Source organism: Streptacidiphilus sp. MAP12-16 (genome assembly GCF_041262165.1).
Classification (GTDB): Bacteria; Actinomycetota; Actinomycetes; order Streptomycetales; family Streptomycetaceae; genus Streptacidiphilus.
The window spans coordinates 149,037-165,252 of record NZ_JBGCBY010000018.1; the positions used below are offsets into that span (position 1 = coordinate 149,037).

A 16,216-nucleotide genomic window follows, 5' to 3' on the forward strand; every position below is an offset into this window, starting at 1 on the left:
TGCTCTGGCGGCCCGTGCCGGTTGGCTGTACTGGCGGGGCCGGTCAGTTGCCGGCGTTGATGTGCTCGAAGTAGATCGTGGTGGTGGCGTAGAGGGCGTTGTAGGGCTTGAGGGACCAGAACGCGTGGTAGCGGTTGGAGGTGTGCTCGTCGATGTAGTTGCCCTTCCAGGTGGGGCTGTTGGGGTCGGTGCCGTAGCCCACCTGCATGGTCACGTGGCTCACCCCGGAGCCCTGCCCCCAGTCGAAGAACAGCGCGTCGCCGGTGACCATGGCGTCCGGGGTCCAGTACCCGGTCGAGGAGCCCGGGGCGGAGCCCTCCGAGGAGCCGCCCGGGTTGTCGGCGAACAGGAAGCTGTAGTAACCGTCGGCCGCCACCCAGGCGTTGGCCCAGCTGAAGCCGCCCGAGCCGGAGGCGAACCACCAACTGGTCGCGCCGGCGGGGCTCTTCCCGGCGTTGCGGAACGGGTAGCCGCCGGCCCTGGCCGCCTGCGAGAAGAAGTTGGTGCAGTCGTTCTTGACGAACATCGGGTACGCGGCGGTGTTGGGCGTCAGCGCCCACTTGTCGGCGTACTGGGCGGCCTGGCCCCCGTTGTAGGCCAGGGCCGGGCTCGCGGTGGCGGACACCAGCGACACCGTCAGGGCGGCGGTGCACAGGGCCGCGAGGCGGCGCCTGGGCGTGGGACGGATCACTGCGGCTCCCGGGGTGGAGGGGTCGTGGCGCGGTGCGCCTCGCGGATACGTCCGCAGATCGCATCCGCGTGCGGGCAGCGTGAGCCTAACGGGCCGCGCCGCCGCGTTCGAGCCGGGGTCCCGTCCCAGTTCAGGCCGTGCACGACCGGCCCGCGCCCGCGCCACGGCGGGCCCGGGCGGACGGAAGCGGCGCGGGCGGGTCCGGCAGGTGCGGCATAGCGCACGGGCGCGGCGTAGGCGGTCTGCGGGGCGCGGGTGGGCGCAGACGGACCCGGGCGCGGCGTAGGCGGTCTGCGGGGCGCGGACGCGGGCGCAGCGCGGCGGGTGGACGCGGCGGCGTGCACGGCGGGGCAGTGTGCGCGGCGGGGCGTGCGGAGGCGGCGGCGTGCGCGGCAGCGCACGGCGGGCGGTGGGCGGTGGGCGGCGGGCGGCGGGCGGCGGGGCGGCGCACCGCGCACGGGCCTTGACTTCTCCCGGTCGCGGTCCCACGTTGTCGCCTGACGGACCGTCATATACGGTGCCGCGCCCGGCCCCCCGGCCCGGATGTCCCGCACCGCGGCCGGCCCGCAGGCGCCCCCGCACGCTCGGAGGACCCGACCGATGGCACACACCAGTCACCACCCGGCCCCCGACGGCCCGCCGCGCGGGGCCCTGTCGCGGCGCGCGCTGCTGGGCGCGGCCACCGGCGCGCTGGCGCTGGGCGCCGTGCAGTGGACCCGGCGCGCGCGGATCCCCGCGACCAGCGCCGCGGCCACCCTGACGCCCCCGCCCGGCTTCCCCGCCGGCATCGCGCTGTACCAGCAGACCTTCCAGAACTGGTCCGAGGAGGTGACCGTCGAGGCCCTGTGGACCTGCGCCCCGGCCACCGCCCAGGACGTGGTCACCCTGGCCAACTGGGCCCACGCGCAGGGCTGGCGGCTGCGCCCGCTGGGCGGCGGCTACAGCTGGGCGCCGGTGGTGGTCGCCCCCGGCACGCCGACCGATGTGGTCCTGGTCGACACCACCGCGCACCTGACCGCGGTCACCGTCACCCCCGCCGTGCCCGGCTCCCCCGGCACACCGGCCGCCGTGACCGCCCAGCCGGGCGTGACCATGGACGCCTTCCTGGGCACCCTGAAGAACGCCGGCTACGGCCTGACCGGGTTCCCGGTGATGGGCGCCGCCACCCTGGGCGGGGTGCTGGCCACCGGCGGCCGCGGCACCGGGGTGCCCGCCGCCGGCGAGAGCGCGCTGCCCGGACACACCTACGGCTCGGTGGGCAACCTGGTCACCAGCCTGACCGCGGTGGTGTGGGACCCGGCCGCCTGCGCCTACGCGCTGCGCACCTTCGATCGCACCGACCCGCAGATCCAGGCCCTGATCACCCACGTCGGCCGGGCCTTCGTCACCGAGGTCACCCTGCGCGTGGGCGCCGACCAGCGGCTGCGCTGCCAGAGCTGGTTCAACGTCACCGCCGCCGACCTGTTCGCCCCGCCCGCCACCGCCGGCCCCCGCTCGCTGGCGAGCTACGTCAACAGCTGCGGGCGGGTGGTGTGCATCTGGTTCCCGTTCACCGCCGCGCCCTGGCTGCGGGTGTTCACCCCCGCCCCGAGCAGGCCCTGGACCAGCCGGGAGGTCACCGGCCCCTACAACTACCCGTTCAACGACATCGTCCCCAAGAACCTCTCCGACCTGCTGGCCCAGATCGTGGCAGGCGACGCCGGCGCCACCCCCGGCTTCACCGCCGCCCAGATGGACGCCATCAGCGCCGGGCTCATCGCCACCGGCAGCTGGGACCTGTGGGGCTGGTCCAGCGACATGCTCCTGTACGTGCGCCCCACCACCCTGCGGATCACCTCGACCTGCTGGAACGTGGTCACCAGCCGCGCCAGTGTCCAACGCGTCGTCAGCGAGTTCTTCGCCGCCTACAACGCGCACCTTGCCGCCTACCGGGCGAAGGGCCTGTACCCGATGAACGGCCCGCTGGAGATCCGCGTCACCGGACTGGACGACCCGGCCGACTGCCAGGTCCCCGGCGCGCTGGGCGCGCAACTGTCCACGCTGCGCCCGCGCCCGGACCACCCCGAGTGGGACACCGCGGTGTGGTTCGACATGACCACCGTGCCCATAACGCCCGGCGACCACCGGTTCGCCGGAGAGATGGAGCAGTGGATCCGCGGCAACTACACCGGCTCCTACGGCGCGGCCCACGCCGAGTGGTCCAAGGAGTGGGCCAACACCGCCGCCGGGGCCTGGACCGACCCCGCGGTCATCACCGGCGCCGTCCCCGACTCCTACCGCGCCGGGCACGCCCCGGGCGACGGCTGGGACGCGGCGGTGGCCACCCTCGACGCACTGGACCCCGCGCGGGTCTTCAGCAGCTCCTTCCTGGACGCACTGCTGGTGTGAGCGGGGCCGGGTGCCCGGGGTCCGGGGGCCCCGGTGCGGCCCGGTGCGTTTGCGGGTCTCGCGCGGGCCGGGCGCCAGCGGCGATGCTGGAGGGGTGAGCAACCAACCGATCGACCTCAAGTCCGCGCTGGCCGGCTTCGAGCAGCTGTGGAGCCCGCGCATCGTGACCCGTGTCAACGACTACGACGTGCGCATCGCCAAGGTGGCCGGCGAGCACCTGTGGCACGCCCACGCGGACACCGACGAGTTCTTCCTGGTGGTGGAGGGCGAGCTGAGCATCGCCCTGCGCGACGGCGACCCCGACTCCGGCGCAGACAGTGGCGGCGGTGAACGCGTGGTGGTACTCCCCCGGGGCTCGGTGTTCGTGGTCACGCGCGGGGTCGAGCACAAGCCGTCCTCGCCCGCCGGCGCCTCGATCCTGATGTTCGAACCCACCGGCACCTCGACCGTCGGCGACCGGCACGATCCGATCCCCGCCCACGTCGACGCCACCACCGGGCATCCGCTGGGCTGAGCCGCGCCGCTCAGCGTCCCGGGGCGGTGGTGAGCGGCGGGCGGCGGGTCCGGGACGGTGGGGCGCAGGCCGGCGGCGGTGAGCCGGTCGATCAGGGCGGTGTCCAGAGCGGCGGCGGTCACCTGCCCGGACGTGGGCGGCAGGTCGTCGAAGGCCGGGCACAGCGCGCACCCGGCCCGGCCGGCGAATCTGACGGTGAACCAGCTCGTGGCGCGTCGCTGGAAGCCCGGGCCCTGGCCCGGGCTTCCACGCGCCAGGGCGGGCTCTGAGGCCCGGGCGCGCAGTGCGCCGATCGAGCGCGACCCGCCTGCTGTCCGTGCCCGCGGAAGGACACCGTCTCCCGCGTGGAGCCGCCGACCATCGGGACTCGACGGCGAAATCGGCCCCTCCCCTCCCCCCTCCCGCCGACATCCGAGGTACTGTGGATGTCATGACGACGGCCTACGAGGATGTGCCTTTCAGCGAGCTCCTGCACCATCCCGCCGCGACCACGCGGCGGCTGGACGCCGTGCGCGCGCTCAGGCTTCGCCGACGCGACGCCGGGGACCTCGCGCTGATGCGCGTCGAGCAGATGGAGCGCGACGCCACGGTCGTGGACTTCACCTCGCGCTTGCTCACCAGCCTGGTCCGCACCGAGAACATCGCCGCTCTGCGGCAGGCCCTGCCCGAGGCGCTGCCGTGGAGCACGTTCCTGCCGCCCGAGGACGTCGACATACTTCTTGCTGAGCTGGTGGACACGGCGCGCGGCGCGGTGTCGCTGGACAACCTCGCCCCGATCGCCCTTCTGCTGACCCAGTGGAAGCACAGCGCCGAGATCTACGCGGATCCCGCCCTGCTCGCGATTCTCACCCGCGAGCCCGACGGTGACCTTGGCCCCGTCCCCGTGCCCGAGGTGGGCCAGTGAGCCCCAAGCGCGGAGACAGGGCCGCGCCGCCGCCGATCGGCGACGAGTACGACATCCGATTCGCCAACAGCGAGGCCGCCGACGGCTGGGAACACCTGTGCCGCCAGGCGGCGGGCAACCTGCGGCGGGCATTCGAGAAGATCCGCGCCACGCCGCGTGCCGCCGACAACCCCGAGCGCCAGCACCGCCTCAAGGGCAAGCTCGGGACCGCCACGTTCAAAGGGCAGGAGCTGGAGCGTTGGCAGTACGAAGTTACGGGCGGCGGACGCATCTGGTACCTGCTGGACGACGCCAACCGCACCGCGTGGATCACCTACGCGGGCACCGGCCACCCCAAGGCCACCGACTGACCACCGCGTCGGTCGCCGAGTCGATGAGGGGCACCAGGGCGCACCGCCCGGCAGCCCAGACTGTCGGGACCTGGATCGCGATAAGGTTCGGGCGGCTGGCGCCCCGGCCGCTCAAGTACGCACGACACCGGGCGAATCAACGCGGTGCGGCGCCCCCGCCGGTGCAATGATCTGCCGTACGAGGCGACAGGGAGAGGCGATGTGACTGCGGCGCGCGAAGTGATTGCCGGTCCAGAGGTCCCCAGCGCGATCGGCCCGTATTCGCCTGCCGTCAAGGCGGGCGGGTTCCTGTTCGTCTCCGGTCAGCCGGGAGTGGATCCGGGGGCCGCCCAGCCGGTCGGCGACACGTTCGGCGAGCAGGCACGGCAGGCGTTCGCGAACCTGGCCGCGGTGCTGCGCGCCGGCGGCAGCCGTCCCGCACTGGTCGTCAACACGACCGTGCTGGTCGCCGACGCGGGCGATTTCGGCGAGCTCAACGACCTCTACGCGGCATTCTTCCCCAGCGAGCCGCCGGCGCGGATGACCATGCAGGTGCCGCTGCCGCGCGGTCTGCTGCTCTCGATCGGGTGCGTGGCGCTGGTCGGAAGCTGATCAGGTGCGGTAGGGCTCGCGGTAGAGCTCGGCGTGGACCTGCGCGTGGACCTCACTGCGGGCCTGGCGCAGGGGCGGGCCGCCGAGGTAGCTCCGCGTGCGGGCGTGCCCGACGGGCTCGATCAGGCCGAGCCGGCGCAGGGTGCGCAGGTCGCAGAGGGCCTGGTCGCAGGTGAGGGATTCCTCGCCCTGGTAGCCGGTGCGGCGCAGGTGTCCGTGGGCCGCTGCGTACAGGGCGGAGACGGTGCGCTCGTCCAGGCGGTGCTGTGCGGCGAGGGCTTCGAGGCGGAACCAGAGCCGGGCGGCGGCCTCAAAGCGGCGCTGCACCTCCTGGGCCTGCAGGTGGTGGGCCGTCAAACAGAACCGGACCCAGGCGTGGGCGTCGCGCTCGGGCTGCCAGGACCCGGCCTGCACGGTGCGCAGCGCGGCGTAGTACTCGCGAGTGTTGAAGTCGTCGGCGCCCAGCCATTCCTCGATGCTGGAGAACTCGGGTGCCAGGACTCCTTCCCGGGCCAGGACCAGCGTGTGCACGGCCCTGGACATGCGGCCGTTGCCGTCGCGCCAGGGGTGGATGGAGACCAGGTTGAGGTGGGCCATCGAGGCGCGCACCAGCGCGGGGGCGGCCGGGTCGCCCTGGTCGAGCCAGTGCAGGAGCTCGCCCATCAGCGCGGGTACCTGCTCGGGGTCCGGTGCGGTGTACACCGCCGGGCGGTTGGGTCCGCCGGAGACCCACACTCCCGCGGTGCGGTACTCACCCGGTCCCACGTCGTCGCCGGCCCGGGTCATCATGAAGTGCAGGGCGGACAGCAGGGTGTGGTCCCAGGAGAAGATCCGGAACGCCGATGCCCGGTGGATGTAGGTGAGTGCGTCACGGTATCCGGTGACGGCGTTGCGGGTGGCGTCGTCTGTCCCGGCGGAGATCTCTCCGCCGGCCATCAGGGTCTCGGCGTCCTCGCCGCTGATCGTGTAGCCCTCGATGTGGGTGGACCCGCGCACCGCGGCCGCGGTCAGGGACCGCCGAAGCTGGTTCTCCCAGCGGCGCGGCTCGGCCAGGCGGTGGTGCAATTCCGCGCGGAGCGCCTCGATCTCGTCGAGGACCTGCAGGTCCTCGGATGTCAGCGCCGGGGTTGCGAACAGCATCCTGCGAACCTACGACACACGTCGGGTCCATGCCGGGCACAAGGGTGGTGCCGACGACGTGCACTCCTGGGTCCCGAGGGGGACCGGCCGGGCCTGGCGGTGGGTCAGGTCAGGCGGACGCGGGGGTCCAGGGCGGCGTACAGGAGGTCGACGACGATGTTGGCGGCCACGATGAACACCGCGGCCAGCAGCACGATGGCGATGACCACCGGCTGGTCCTCGCGGGTGATGGAGTTGACCGACAGCTGGCCCAGGCCCGGCAGGCCGAAGATCCGCTCGGTGACGATCGCCCCGCCCAGCAGGGTGGCCAGGTCGATGCCGAACTGGGTCACCACCGGGGTCAGCGCGGCGCGCAGCGCGTGCCGGTAGGTCACCCGGCGCTGGCGCAGCCCCTTGGCCTTGGCGGTGCGGATGTAGTCCTCGCCGAGCACCTCCAGCATCTGGCTGCGCGTCAGACGCACGTAGGTGGCCGCGGTCACGAACGCCAAGGTGAGCCAGGGCAGCACCAGGTGCTGGGCCCACAGCCGACGCTGAGGCCGTGGAACTGGGCAGTTGGTCGGCCGCGGCGCTTTGACGGCAACCACGACGGCAACGCCGGCGAAGGTCACACGTCCTCGGCGATCAACTCTCTACGTCGAGGAGTTTCGCGGCGGCGATGGGGTCCATGAGGTTGGACCAGGCCTGCTCGGCTGCCTCCAGCGGCCGCTCGGGCAGGGAATACTCGGGGAACCAGTCGTCCAGGGCGCAGCCGGGGATGAGGTCGAGGACGGTGACGGTCACGGCGTCGGGAACGGAGCCGGTGATGCGCACGGCGACGTAGGTCTCGTGTCCCTCGTTCGCGCGGATCTGGAGCCCGAGCCTGGCTCCGCCGACGGTGGCTTGATGCTCGTGGCCGTCGAGCAGGGATGCGCGGGCAAGGTCATGGACGGTGGCGGCCAGGCGGCGTTCCAGGCGGGCGGCGGCCTCGGCGCTGTAGCGCGCTCGGTCTTGCTCGTCGGGGAGCAGGTGCGCGGTGTAGGTGCTGGTGGTCAGTGCCGGGGTGTGGGTGCTGTTGTAGCGGGTGCGGGCGGCCTTGGCCGCGATGGCGAGGGCGGCGTAGAAGTCGGTAGCGCTGCCGTCCTCGCGGCGGCCGGCGGCGACCAGCCAGAGCGGGATCTCGGCTGAGGGATCGTCGGGCCAGACCGCGCCGCGCCACCGCCTGACTTTCACCTTGAAGAGGACCTGGTCGTCCACGGCGGCAATGCGCTCGTGCGGTGTGCCGGGGTCGGCGAACTGCTCCTGGGCCTTGGCCAGCAGCGGGTGGTCGATCTCATCCAACGGCCGGTCTACCGGCCCTGCGGGGAGCTCGAAGTCTTCACGCAGGCAGCGCAGGGTCGGTCGGACGCGGTTCATTGCAGCGCGGTCAGTCCTTCTCGTCGACGCCGCCGACAGCGTCGAGCTGCTCGCGGCTCAGTCCGGCCAACAGTGCGACGCGGGAGGCGCGGGTGCCGTCGAGCTGGCGCATCAGGTCCTGCATGCGTCGGCGCATCTCCTCGCGCCGGGCGTCGAGGTAGAACTGCACCGCCTCCGCCACCAGATCCTTCTTCGTGATCCCGAGGAAGTTCGCCCCGGAGGAGATCAGCTCGTCTATGGCCGGATCGACCTTGAGCGGTGCCTGTCGGCGCGTGGTGCCGGCTGTGGTCATGGCAGGCCTCCTTCGCCCTCGCATCACGGTACCTCGGGTACCTCAGGTCAGCAAGGCCATACCCTCCTGCCCGCGCCGCGGCACCTACCTCCAGCACTCCGCCGCCGGGCACCGGTATCGCCCGGAACCGACACCCCCCTGGGCGACCGCCCGAGCGCTTCCTCGTCCGCGGGCCTGGCGGTGGGTCAGGTCAGGCGGACGCGGGGGTCCAGGGCGGCGTACAGGAGGTCGACGACGATGTTGGCGGCCACGATGAACACCGCGGCCAGCAGCACGATGGCGATGACCACCGGCTGGTCCTCGCGGGTGATGGAGTTGACCGACAGCTGGCCCAGGCCCGGCAGGCCGAAGATCCGCTCGGTGACGATCGCGCCGCCCAGCAGGGTGGCCAGGTCGATGCCGAACTGGGTCACCACCGGGGTCAGCGCGGCGCGCAGCGCGTGCCGGTAGGTCACCCGGCGCTGGCGCAGGCCCTTGGCCTGGGCGGTGCGGATGTAGTCCTCGCCGAGCACCTCCAGCATCTGGCTGCGCGTCAGGCGCACGTAGGTGGCCGCGGTCACGAACGCCAAGGTGAGCCAGGGCAGCACCAGGTGCTGGGCCCACAGTGCCGGGTTCTGGGTGAAGGGCACGTAGCCCGAGGGCGGGAACCAGTCCACCCCGGCCAGGTGCAGCTTGAAGAACAGCACGTACAGCAGCAGCAGTCCGACCAGGAACGAGGGCATCGACAGGCCCACCAGCGCGAAGACGGTGCCGGCGCGGTCCAGCACGCTGCGCGGGCGCATCGCCGACAGCACGCCGATGGCCACCCCGCCCACCAGCCACAGCACGCCCGCGCCCAGCGCCAGCGAGGCCGTGATCGGCAGCGCCGCCTTGATCAGCGAGGTCACCGGCTCGGAGTTGTAGTAGGAGTAGCCCAGGTCCCCGTGCAGCAGCCGGTCCACGAAGTGCCCGTACTGCACCAGCAGCGGGTCCTTCAGGCCCAGTTGCCGGGTGATCAGCTGCAGCTGCTCGGCCGAGCACAGCCGCCCGCACAGCAGCCGGGCCACGTTGTGCGGGGCCACGAAGAACAGGCCGAAGGTGAAGACGCTGATCAGCCAGACGACCAGCAGCCCGGACAGGATCCGGCGGATCAGGAAGCGCAGCACGGGAACCGCCTTCTACTCGGCGAACAGTCGCTCGGTGCGCGGGTCCAGCGCGTCGCGCACGCCGTCGCCCAGGAGGTTGAAGGCCAGCGTGGTCAGCAGCAGCGCCAGGCCCGGGAACAGCGCGAACCACCACGAGACCTGGTAGAACGGCAGCGCGTCGTTGAGCATGTTGCCCCAGGTGGGGGTCGGCGGCACCACGCCCAGGCCCAGGAACGACAGCGTCGCCTCGAACACGATCGCGATCGGGATCAGCAGCGTGGTGTAGACGATGACCGGCGCGGTCAGGTTGGGCAGCACGTCCACGAACATGATCCGCAGGTCGCCGGCGCCCAGCGAGCGGGCGGCCTCCACGTACTCGCGCTCGCGGATCGACAGGGTCTGCCCGCGCACGATGCGCCCCACCGCGGCCCAGGAGAAGAACGCGATCACGAACACCGTCAGGGTCAGGCTGCTGCCGTAGATGGACACCAGGGCGATGGCGAACAGCAGGAACGGGAAGGACAGCACCACGTCCATGAACCGCGACAGGACGCTGTCGACCACCGTGCCGAAGTAGCCCGCGGCCAGGCCCACCACCACCCCCATCGCCACCGCCAGCAGCGTGGCGGCCACCCCGACCAGCAGCGAGACCCGGGTGCCGTACACGACCCGCACCAGCACGTCGCGGCCCAGGTCGTCGGTGCCCAGCAGGTGCCGGGCGCTGGGGCCCACCGGCAGGCCCGCCGAGGTCAGCCCCTGGGCCCGGTCCTGGTCGGCCGGACCCCAGCCGATGACGTGCGCCAGCAGCGGCGCGCCCAGCGCGACGGCCACCAGCAGCACGATGAACACCGCCGACGCGACGGCGACCTTGTCCGCGCGCAGCCGCGCCCAGGCCAGCTGCCAGGGGCTGCGCCCCTGGATCTCGCCGGGCGCGGCGCCCCGCTCACCACCGGCCGGCGCCGCGGCCCAGCTCTCCGGGATGCTCATCGCCCCGCCCTCCTGCGCTCGCCCGTGCCCGCCCGCGGCACTCGCCGCTGCCCGCTCATGCCCGCTCATGCCCGCTCACGGCTGCTCACGGCTGCCTCTGCGGTGGGATCAGGCCGGTCCCGGCCGCGGTCAGGTCCTCGCCCGGCTGGACCGGGAAGTGGCAGGCCGTCAGGTGCGTGTCCGGGTCCCCCGCCTGCGCCAGCAGCACCGGGGCCTGCACGGTGCAGCGCTGCTGGGCCTTGGGGCAGCGCGGATGGAACCGGCAGCCGTCCGGCGGGGTGACCGGCGAGGGCACGTCCCCGGCCAGCACGATCCGCCGCCGCTGGGCCGAGCGGTCCGGGTCGGCCACCGAGGCCGCCGACAGCAGCGCGTTGGTGTAGGGGTGGCGCGGGCGCTGGTGCAGGTCGCCGGTGGCCGCCAGCTCCACGACCTGCCCCAGGTACATCACCGCGATCCGGTCGCTGACGTGCCGCACCACCGACAGGTCGTGGGTGATGAACAGGTACGTCAGCCCGAACTCGCCCTGCAGGTCGGCCAGCAGGTTGATGATCTGCGCCTGGATCGAGACGTCCAGCGCCGAGACCGGCTCATCCGCGATGACCAGCTCCGGGCGCAGCGCGACCGCGCGGGCCACCCCGATGCGCTGGCGCTGGCCGCCGGAGAACTCGGACGGGAAGCGGTTGTAGTGCTCGGGGTTGAGCCCGACCAGCTCCATCAGCTCCTGCACGGCGCGTTTGCGCTGCGCGCCGGCGGCGGTGCCGTGGATGGCGAAGGGGTCGCCGATGATCGAGCCGACCCGGCGGCGCGGGTTCAGCGACCCGTACGGGTCCTGGAAGATCATCTGGATGCGGCGGCGGTAGGGCCGCACCTGGCGCCGGCCCAGCGCGGTGATGTCCTGGCCGTCGAACAGGACCTGGCCGGAGGTGACCGGGTAGAGCCGGTCGGCGCAGCGGGCCAGGGTCGACTTGCCGCAGCCGGTCTCGCCGACCAGGCCCAGGGTCTCGCCCCGGCGCACCGCAAGGCTGACCCCGTCCACCGCGTGGACCCGGCCGATCTCGCGCTTGACCACGATGCCGCGCCGCAGCGGGAAGTACTTGACCAGGTCCCGCAGTTCGAGCAGCGGCCCGCCGCCGGGGCCGGGGCGGTCGGCGGGGCCGGGCTTGTCCCCGGGGCCGGGTCCGGCGGCGGGGGCGGGCTTGGGGGCGGGGTCGGGGAGGGCGGCGGGGGTCATGCGGTGCCTCCGGGGTGGCTGGGGGCGGTGCGGCCCGCGTCGGCGGCGCGCAGGCGCTCCTGCTCGGTCGCCTCGTCCAGGCCCACCAGGTGCGGGGGCAGCCAGCAGGCCGAGCGGTGCCCGGTGCCGCCGCGCACCGCCAGCAGCGGCGGGTCCTGGGTGCGGCAGCGGTCCATCGCGAAGGCGCAGCGCGGGTGGAAGGCGCAGCCGCCGGGCAGCCGGATCAGGCTGGGCGGCTGGCCGGGGATGGGGCGCAGCCGCTCGCGGGCGCCGCTGGAGGAGGGGACCGACTCCAGCAGGCCCTTGGTGTAGGGGTGGTGGGGCTGGTAGTAGGCGGTGCGCCGGTCGGCGATCTCGGCCGCCTTTCCCGCGTACATCACCAGGACCTGGTCGGCCATGCCGGCGATCACCCCCAGGTCGTGGGTGATCATGACCAGGGCCATGCCCAGGTCGCGCTGCAGGCGGGCGAGCAGGTCCAGGATCTGGGCCTGCACGGTGGCGTCCAGGGCGGTGGTGGGCTCGTCGGCGATCACCACGGCGGGGTCCAGGGCCAGGGCCATGGCGATCAGCGCGCGCTGGCGCATGCCGCCGGAGAACTGGTGCGGGTAGTCGTCGACGCGGCGTTCGGGGTTGGGGATGCCGACCAGGGCGAGCAGGTCGACGGCCTGGCGGCGGGCCGCGCGGGGGCCGGCGGGGGTGTGGGCGCGGATCATCTCCACGATCTGCCAGCCCACCTTGTAGTGCGGGTGCAGGCTGGACAGAGGGTCCTGGAAGACGGTGGCGATCTGGGCGCCGCGGATCGTGCGCAGTTCCTCGCGGTCCATGCCGAGCAGGTCGCGGCCCTCGAAGCGGGCGCTGCCGGTGACCTGGGCGCCGGGGGTCAGCCCCAGCAGGGTCTGGGTGCACACGCTCTTGCCCGAGCCCGACTCGCCGACGATGCCCAGGGTCTGGCCGCGGTCCAGGTCGAAGGAGACGCCGCGCACCGCCTGCACCACGCCGTCGGCGGTGCGGAAGGACACGGTGAGGTCGCTGACCTCGAGCAGGTGCATCGGACCTCGCAGGTGGAGGGGTGCCCCGGGGGGCGCGGTCGCGCAGGAGCGCGGGTGCGGGCGTGCGGGGCGCGGGGGGGTGCGGGTGCGCGGGGTGCGGGTGCGCGGGGTGCGGGTGCGCGGGGTGCGGGTGCGCGGGGTGCGGGGTGCGGGGGGTGCTGGGTGCGGGGGGTGCTGGCGTGCGGGGGGTGCTGGCGTGCGAGGCGGGGCGGGGTGTGCGGGGCGCGGTGCCCGCCGCGGCCCTGGTCGGGGTCGCGGCGGGCGCTGGTTGCCCGGGCCGGCGCAGCCGGCGGTGCGTCAGGTGACGGCCGGTCAGCTGGTCGGGGAGAGCCAGACCTGGGTGATGTCGTAGGCCTGCGAGAACGGGAAGAAGATCGCGTTGTGGACCCGGGTGGAGCGGAACAGCGCGGTCTTCTGGGTCTCGAACGGCACGAACGCCGCGTCCTGCATGATCTGCACGTCCGCCTGGTGCCAGAACCCGGCCGCGGTGGCCGTGTCCGGGGCGCTGAGCGCCTTGTCGATCAGGGCGTTGGTCACCGCGCTGTTGTAGTCGCCCCAGTCGGTGGACCCCGGTCCGTAGGTGCGCCCGTCGAACAGCGCCTCGATGGTGGCGCGGCCGTTGTTGCCGTACCAGTCGGGCACCCAGCCCGGCTCGCTGATGTCCCAGCCGCCGGCCTTGGCGCTGGCCGGGTCGTTGAGGTACTTGCCGTAGTAGTCGCCCTGGCTGACCGGCAGGATCTTGGTGGTGATCCCGCAGTTCTTCAGGTCCGCCTGCACCGACTGGGCCACCGCGGGGTGGTTGCCCGCGTTGCGGGCCACGTCCTTGAGGACCAGCCCGCCCGGGTAGCCGGCCGCGGCCAGCATCGCCTTGCACTTGGCCGGGTCCCCCGCGTTGCCGGGCGTCGCGTAGGGGTCGATCTTCTGGTAGCCGACGCTGCCGGGCGGCACGACCTGGTCCAGCGGGGTGTTCAGGGCCGGGCCGCCGTAGATCTTGCCGATGGCGGTCTTGTCGATGGCGTACTCGATCGCCTGGCGCACCGCGGCCTTGCCCAGCGCCGAGCCGTTGCTCGGGCTCTGCTCGTTGAAGATCAGGAACGGGTTGCTGTCGCCGGCCGGGAAGACGCCCAGGCGGGTGTCGGAGGCCGCCTGCAGGGCCGGGATGCTGGGGGTGGGCACGATGGTGTCGAACTCCAGGTCGGCGGTGCCGGCCTGGATCTGCTGCTGGACCGGGGCCGCGTCCTGGCCCTCGGTGACCTGGATCCTGTCCACGTACTGGTGCCGCACCGGGTCGGTGGACTGCTGCCAGGCCGGGTTGCGGCCCAGCACGACCGACTGGTTGGCGGTGTAGCCGGTGATCGCGTACGGCCCGTCGGACAGGGTGTGGGTGCGGAAGTTCGCGTCGTCGGGCAGGTACTGCAGGTACTCCTGCGGGGCGGGCGAGGAGAATGGCAGCGACAGGATGTTCAGGAAGTCGCTGGCCGGCCGGGTCAGCGTGAACTGCACCGTGGCCGGGTCCAGGGCCCTGACCCCGGAGATGTCGTGGCCGGTGATGTAGGCGTCGAGTGCGGCGATGGTGGGGGCCGCCTTGGCGAAGCCGTCGCAGTACTGGGTGAACCCGGCGATCACGCCCTGGTAGTAGCCCGGCGCGCCCACCGCGTTCTTCGTCGGGTTGCACAACCGCTTCATGCCCAGCACCTCGTCCTGGGCGGTGACCGCGCGGGCCGGGCTGCTGTTCCACATCACCCCCGGGCGCAGGTGCACGGTGTAGGTCAGCCCGTCCGCGCTCAGCCCGCCGTTGGCGGTGGTGGGCAGTTCGGTGGCCAGGTCCGGGACCACGGCGGCGGCGGTGGCCGGGTCGGTGGAGGCCGGGTAGGTGAACAGCTGGCGGGTGTAGGCGCGTTGCAGGGTGAAGGTCGCGGTGTAGTAGGCGCTGGCGGTGTCCAGGTGGTCCACGTCGCCGCTGCCCAGCAGCCGCAGCGTGCCGCCCTGGACCGGGGCCCCGGCCGCGTTCTGGTTGCCCCCGCCGCCGCTGGGGGTCCCTGCGCCCGGCTTGCCGCCGCCCGAACTGCAGCCGGCCGCCGCCAGCGCCAGGCAGGCCAGCAACGCGGTCGCCCCCGCCCCCCTGCGCGCCGCCCACGTGCATGATCGTGTCATGGTGCACCTCCTGTGACCGAGGGATGTTCGGATGCACAAGTGGCGCCGGCCGACCGTCCACGCGCCGGGCCGCGACGCAGCGCGCCGGGGGCCGACCCCTGGACGGTCCACGGCGTCGCGGTGCTGGGTTCCAGCACTGCGGCAGAGTCTGACGCACAGTCAATCCCCGGGCCAGGCCCCGGTCCGAATCGGCACCGGAGCGTGACCTGTGCGCGTCACACATGTTGCACGGAGACTTGCCGAACGTGGATCGGTCGGGCCGCGCGGGGGCAGCGGCGGCGCGGCGGGCGGGCCCGGATCAACGCGCAGCAATGGCGAGTCGACTCGGGACACAGCTACCGCCTGGGACCTATTTTGTTGACTGCACATCTCACCGCACTGCACGGGCCGGACGCACGAAGGCGGAAGCCATGCCCGAACTCGACATCACCTTCACGCACGAAGTGATGTCCCAGATCCGCGACGCAACTGCTCAGGAGGGGACCAGTTTGGAGACCTTCGCCCACGACGCGGTAACTCGCGCAGCTCCACCGCCGCAAGGCCACCGACACGGCCGTCCGTGCCGCCCGCATCTCCGCCGGCCTCAACAGGCGCCTCGCGGAGAATTGACCGCACGTCACGACGGGCTGCCCGCCGCACTCGCTCGCAGCCCCCGCACGGCCGCATTCGGGTCCTCGGCCTGCGGTGCGGCCACGGGCCATTACCCTGCGTCCAGCGCGACGGCGCCCCTCAAGCGGGCATGTCGACGGTGAGCCCTGCGGCAGTGGCCGCATCGGCGAGTCGCTTGTCGTAGGTGACGAAGGACGTCAGTCGCGCCCGGATACGCAGGGCCGTGCCCAGGTGGATGGCGTCCAGGCTGCGGACGGTCGCCGGCTTCGCGGTCTGGGCGAGGATGCGGATGCTCGGGTCCAGGTCCACCAGGTCGATCAGGTCCAGCACCGGATGGAGTCGCGCGACGGCTTGCGGCGCGTACCGCGCCAGGGCCCGGAACGATTCGATCTCCACCAGGACCGAACTCGTCCAGCCGGTGTCCGCGCGCTCGTCCAGCCAGTCCCGCAATTCCTGCGATTCGGACTCGGCGTGGACGAGTTTGACGACTGCGGCCGAGTCGAGATAGATCATCAGCGCTCTTCCCCCCGGCTGCGGGAGATCTCATCGGCGATGTTGACGCCGTCGGGTTCGCCCAGCGGCATGCTCAGCACCGCACGCCGCATCGCCGCCGCACGCTCCTGGCGCATGGCGCTCTCCAGGACGGCCCGACGGATCGCGGCCGAGCGCGAACTCCCGTCGCGGGTGAGGACGTCCAGGGCATGCTCGGTCTCTGTGTCGCTGCGAATGGTGATGGTGTCAGCCATGGCACAAGCGTAAGACGGATCGTCTTACATGGCGAGGTTCGCCGCGCCCGGGCG

General features: G+C 72.9%; 17 protein-coding genes. 5 read left to right on the top strand and 12 right to left on the bottom strand.

The genetic code is table 11. The annotated features are described in order from the left end of the window. Window positions 1-43: 43 nt before the first annotated feature. Entirely contained in the window at window positions 44-691 is a 648-nt protein-coding gene (locus ABIA33_RS23710; protein WP_370084399.1) for an amidase domain-containing protein, read from the bottom strand. A gap of 600 nt (window positions 692-1,291) precedes the next feature. On the opposite strand from ABIA33_RS23710, the gene ABIA33_RS23715 reads away from it, so the two are divergent. The 5 genes from ABIA33_RS23715 to ABIA33_RS23735 all read left to right on the top strand — a co-directional run bounded on the left by ABIA33_RS23715 (window position 1,292) and on the right by ABIA33_RS23735 (window position 5,438). After that, entirely contained in the window at window positions 1,292-3,079 is a 1,788-nt protein-coding gene (locus tag ABIA33_RS23715) for a cholesterol oxidase substrate-binding domain-containing protein (protein ID WP_370084400.1), read from the top strand. 94 nt (window positions 3,080-3,173) lie between these two features. Continuing rightward, complete coding sequence (locus ABIA33_RS23720) at window positions 3,174-3,593, top strand: cupin domain-containing protein (RefSeq protein WP_370084401.1); 420 nt, start codon at window positions 3,174-3,176, stop codon at window positions 3,591-3,593. A gap of 430 nt (window positions 3,594-4,023) precedes the next feature. Further along, entirely contained in the window at window positions 4,024-4,497 is a 474-nt protein-coding gene (locus ABIA33_RS23725) for a hypothetical protein (protein WP_370084402.1), read from the top strand. Next, window positions 4,494-4,847 carry a hypothetical protein gene (locus ABIA33_RS23730; protein WP_370084403.1) on the top strand — a complete coding sequence of 118 codons (354 nt, stop codon included), beginning with the start codon at window positions 4,494-4,496 and terminating at the stop codon, window positions 4,845-4,847. The genes ABIA33_RS23725 and ABIA33_RS23730 overlap by 4 nt, the downstream gene beginning before the upstream one ends. A gap of 201 nt (window positions 4,848-5,048) precedes the next feature. Next, window positions 5,049-5,438: a Rid family hydrolase gene (locus tag ABIA33_RS23735; RefSeq protein WP_370084404.1), complete on the top strand. Its 390-nt coding sequence runs from the start codon at window positions 5,049-5,051 to the stop codon at window positions 5,436-5,438. Here ABIA33_RS23735 and ABIA33_RS23740 read toward each other — a convergent pair whose 3' ends face one another. The 11 genes from ABIA33_RS23740 to ABIA33_RS23790 form a co-directional block, all read right to left on the bottom strand. After that, window positions 5,439-6,578 (bottom strand): Fic family protein, encoded by a 1,140-nt coding sequence (locus ABIA33_RS23740; RefSeq protein WP_370084405.1) that lies wholly within the window; start codon window positions 6,576-6,578, stop codon window positions 5,439-5,441. A gap of 104 nt (window positions 6,579-6,682) precedes the next feature. Beyond that, window positions 6,683-7,186, bottom strand: a complete 504-nt coding sequence (locus tag ABIA33_RS23745) for an ABC transporter permease (RefSeq protein WP_370084406.1) — start codon at window positions 7,184-7,186, stop codon at window positions 6,683-6,685. A gap of 13 nt (window positions 7,187-7,199) precedes the next feature. Beyond that, window positions 7,200-7,970: a hypothetical protein gene (locus ABIA33_RS23750; RefSeq protein WP_370084407.1), complete on the bottom strand. Its 771-nt coding sequence runs from the start codon at window positions 7,968-7,970 to the stop codon at window positions 7,200-7,202. 10 nt (window positions 7,971-7,980) lie between these two features. Beyond that, window positions 7,981-8,262 carry a hypothetical protein gene (locus ABIA33_RS23755; RefSeq protein ID WP_370084408.1) on the bottom strand — a complete coding sequence of 94 codons (282 nt, stop codon included), beginning with the start codon at window positions 8,260-8,262 and terminating at the stop codon, window positions 7,981-7,983. A gap of 185 nt (window positions 8,263-8,447) precedes the next feature. Next, window positions 8,448-9,407, bottom strand: coding sequence for an ABC transporter permease (locus ABIA33_RS23760; RefSeq protein ID WP_370084409.1), 960 nt, complete (start codon window positions 9,405-9,407; stop codon window positions 8,448-8,450). A 12-nt stretch (window positions 9,408-9,419) separates the two neighbouring features. After that, window positions 9,420-10,373 (bottom strand): ABC transporter permease, encoded by a 954-nt coding sequence (locus tag ABIA33_RS23765; RefSeq protein ID WP_370084410.1) that lies wholly within the window; start codon window positions 10,371-10,373, stop codon window positions 9,420-9,422. 85 nt (window positions 10,374-10,458) lie between these two features. Further along, on the bottom strand, window positions 10,459-11,604 hold the full coding sequence (locus ABIA33_RS23770; protein ID WP_370084411.1) for an ABC transporter ATP-binding protein: 1,146 nt from the start codon (window positions 11,602-11,604) through the stop codon (window positions 10,459-10,461). Beyond that, on the bottom strand, window positions 11,601-12,653 hold the full coding sequence (locus ABIA33_RS23775; RefSeq protein WP_370084412.1) for an ABC transporter ATP-binding protein: 1,053 nt from the start codon (window positions 12,651-12,653) through the stop codon (window positions 11,601-11,603). Before ABIA33_RS23775 ends, ABIA33_RS23770 begins: the two co-directional genes overlap by 4 nt. A gap of 312 nt (window positions 12,654-12,965) precedes the next feature. After that, a complete protein-coding gene (locus ABIA33_RS23780) occupies window positions 12,966-14,807 on the bottom strand; it encodes an ABC transporter substrate-binding protein (protein WP_370084413.1) in 1,842 nt (613 codons plus the stop codon). A 729-nt stretch (window positions 14,808-15,536) separates the two neighbouring features. Continuing rightward, window positions 15,537-15,929 (bottom strand): type II toxin-antitoxin system VapC family toxin, encoded by a 393-nt coding sequence (locus ABIA33_RS23785; protein ID WP_370084414.1) that lies wholly within the window; start codon window positions 15,927-15,929, stop codon window positions 15,537-15,539. Further along, the gene (locus ABIA33_RS23790; RefSeq protein ID WP_370084415.1) at window positions 15,929-16,162 is read right to left on the bottom strand and encodes a hypothetical protein; all 234 of its coding nucleotides are present in this window, start codon (window positions 16,160-16,162) and stop codon (window positions 15,929-15,931) included. Before ABIA33_RS23790 ends, ABIA33_RS23785 begins: the two co-directional genes overlap by 1 nt. Between the last annotated feature and the right edge of the window lie 54 nt (window positions 16,163-16,216).